1 rRNA gene is annotated in these 2,640 nt (G+C 52.0%); it reads left to right on the top strand.

From position 1 onward, the window contains the following. Positions 1 to 2,488: ribosomal RNA gene (locus GW534_RS15710) — 23S ribosomal RNA — on the top strand; the annotation flags it as partial. Positions 2,489 to 2,640: the final 152 nt, after the last annotated feature.

Raw genomic sequence — 2,640 nt, 5'->3', positions numbered from 1 at the left:
CTGGGAGGACCATCTCCCAAGGCTAAATACTCCCTAGTGACCGATAGTGAACCAGTACCGTGAGGGAAAGGTGAAAAGCACCCCGGGAGGGGAGTGAAAGAGTACCTGAAACCGTGTGCCTACAAGTAGTCAGAGCACATTTATGTGTGATGGCGTGCCTTTTGTAGAATGAACCGGCGAGTTACGATTCTTAGCAAGGTTAAGGTTATACCGGAGCCGTAGCGAAAGCGAGTCTGAATAGGGCGTTTTGAGTTAAGAGTCGTAGACCCGAAACCAGGTGATCTACCCATGTCCAGGGTGAAGGTGAGGTAACACTCACTGGAGGCCCGAACCCACGTACGTTGAAAAGTGCGGGGATGAGGTGTGGGTAGCGGTGAAATTCCAATCGAACCTGGAGATAGCTGGTTCTCTCCGAAATAGCTTTAGGGCTAGCCTCAAGCTAAAGAGTATTGGAGGTAGAGCACTATTTGGACTAGGGGCCCTCATCGGGTTACCGAATTCAGATAAACTCCGAATGCCAATTACTCATGCTTGGGAGTCAGACTACGAGTGCTAAGATCCGTAGTCGAAAGGGAAACAGCCCAGACCGCCAGTTAAGGTCCCAAAGTATACGTTAAGTGGAAAAGGATGTGGAGTTGCTTAGACAACCAGGATGTTGGCTTAGAAGCAGCCACCATTTAAAGAGTGCGTAATAGCTCACTGGTCGAGTGACTCTGCGCCGAAAATGTACCGGGGCTAAACGTATCACCGAAACTGCGGATGGCATCTTACGATGCCGTGGTAGGAGAGCGTTCTAAATGCGCCGAAGCTAGACCGTGAGGACTAGTGGAGCGTTTAGAAGTGAGAATGCCGGTATGAGTAGCGAAAGATGGGTGAGAATCCCATCCACCGAATGCCTAAGGTTTCCTGAGGAAGGCTCGTCCGCTCAGGGTTAGTCGGGACCTAAGCCGAGGCCGAAAGGCGTAGGCGATGGATAACAGGTTGATATTCCTGTACCACCTAAGATTCGTTTGAGCAATGGAGTGACGCAGGAGGATAGGGTAAGCGCGCTGCTGGATTAGCGCGTCCAAGCAGTAAGAGGGGTTGTGAGGCAAATCCTTACGACCATAACCTCAAGCTGTGATGGCGAGGGAATTATAGTACCGAAGTTCCTGATTTCACACTGCCAAGAAAAACTTCTAGCGATGAATCAAGGTGCCCGTACCGCAAACCGACACAGGTAGGCGAGGAGAGAATCCTAAGGTGATCGAGAGAACTCTCGTTAAGGAACTCGGCAAAATGACCCCGTAACTTCGGGAGAAGGGGTGCTCTTTAGGGTGAATAGCCCTGAAGAGCCGCAGTGAATAGGCCCAGGCGACTGTTTAGCAAAAACACAGGTCTCTGCAAAACCGCAAGGTGAAGTATAGGGGCTGACGCCTGCCCGGTGCTGGAAGGTTAAGAGGAGAGGTTAGCGCTTCGGCGCGAAGCTTCGAATTGAAGCCCCAGTAAACGGCGGCCGTAACTATAACGGTCCTAAGGTAGCGAAATTCCTTGTCGGGTAAGTTCCGACCCGCACGAAAGGCGTAACGATCTGGGCACTGTCTCAACGAGAGACTCGGTGAAATTATACTATGCGTGAAGATGCGCATTACCCGCGACAGGACGGAAAGACCCCGTGGAGCTTTACTGTAGCCTGATATTGAATTTCGGTACAGCTTGTACAGGATAGGTAGGAGCCGTGGAAGAGGGAGCGCCAGCTTCCTTGGAGGCGTCCTTGGGATACTACCCTGGCTGTATTGAAGTTCTAACCCGCAACCCTTATCGGGTTGGGAGACAGTGTCAGGTGGGCAGTTTGACTGGGGCGGTCGCCTCCTAAAAGGTAACGGAGGCGCCCAAAGGTTCCCTCAGAATGGTTGGAAATCATTCGTAGAGTGTAAAGGCACAAGGGAGCTTGACTGCGAGACCTACAAGTCGAGCAGGGACGAAAGTCGGGCTTAGTGATCCGGTGGTTCCGCATGGAAGGGCCATCGCTCAACGGATAAAAGCTACCCCGGGGATAACAGGCTTATCTCCCCCAAGAGTCCACATCGACGGGGAGGTTTGGCACCTCGATGTCGGCTCATCGCATCCTGGGGCTGTAGTCGGTCCCAAGGGTTGGGCTGTTCGCCCATTAAAGCGGTACGCGAGCTGGGTTCAGAACGTCGTGAGACAGTTCGGTCCCTATCCGTCGTGGGCGTAGGAAATTTGAGAGGAGCTGTCCTTAGTACGAGAGGACCGGGATGGACGCACCGCTGGTGTACCAGTTGTCTTGCCAAAGGCATCGCTGGGTAGCTATGTGCGGAAGGGATAAGTGCTGAAAGCATCTAAGCATGAAGCCCCCCTCAAGATGAGATTTCCCATTCCTTTATGGAAGTAAGAACCCTTGAAGATGACAAGGTTGATAGGTCCGAGGTGGAAGCACGGTGACGTGTGGAGCTGACGGATACTAATCGTTCGAGGACTTAACCAATAGAAAAGCTGAGGCGACTCGAACAAAATCTCTAGATTTTGTTCTGCGATGTTTCGCTTACGCAGTATTACATCTGCGCAGCGACGTACGAACTGGAGCTTTCCGCAATGAGATAAAGGAAACACAGCGAGGAATCGAGCTGATGTTGACTT

Source organism: Pallidibacillus pasinlerensis (genome assembly GCF_009996845.1).
In the GTDB taxonomy this organism is placed as follows: Bacteria; Bacillota; Bacilli; order Bacillales; family Caldibacillaceae; genus Pallidibacillus; species Pallidibacillus pasinlerensis.
This window is presented reverse-complemented; position numbering and strand designations above follow the sequence as displayed.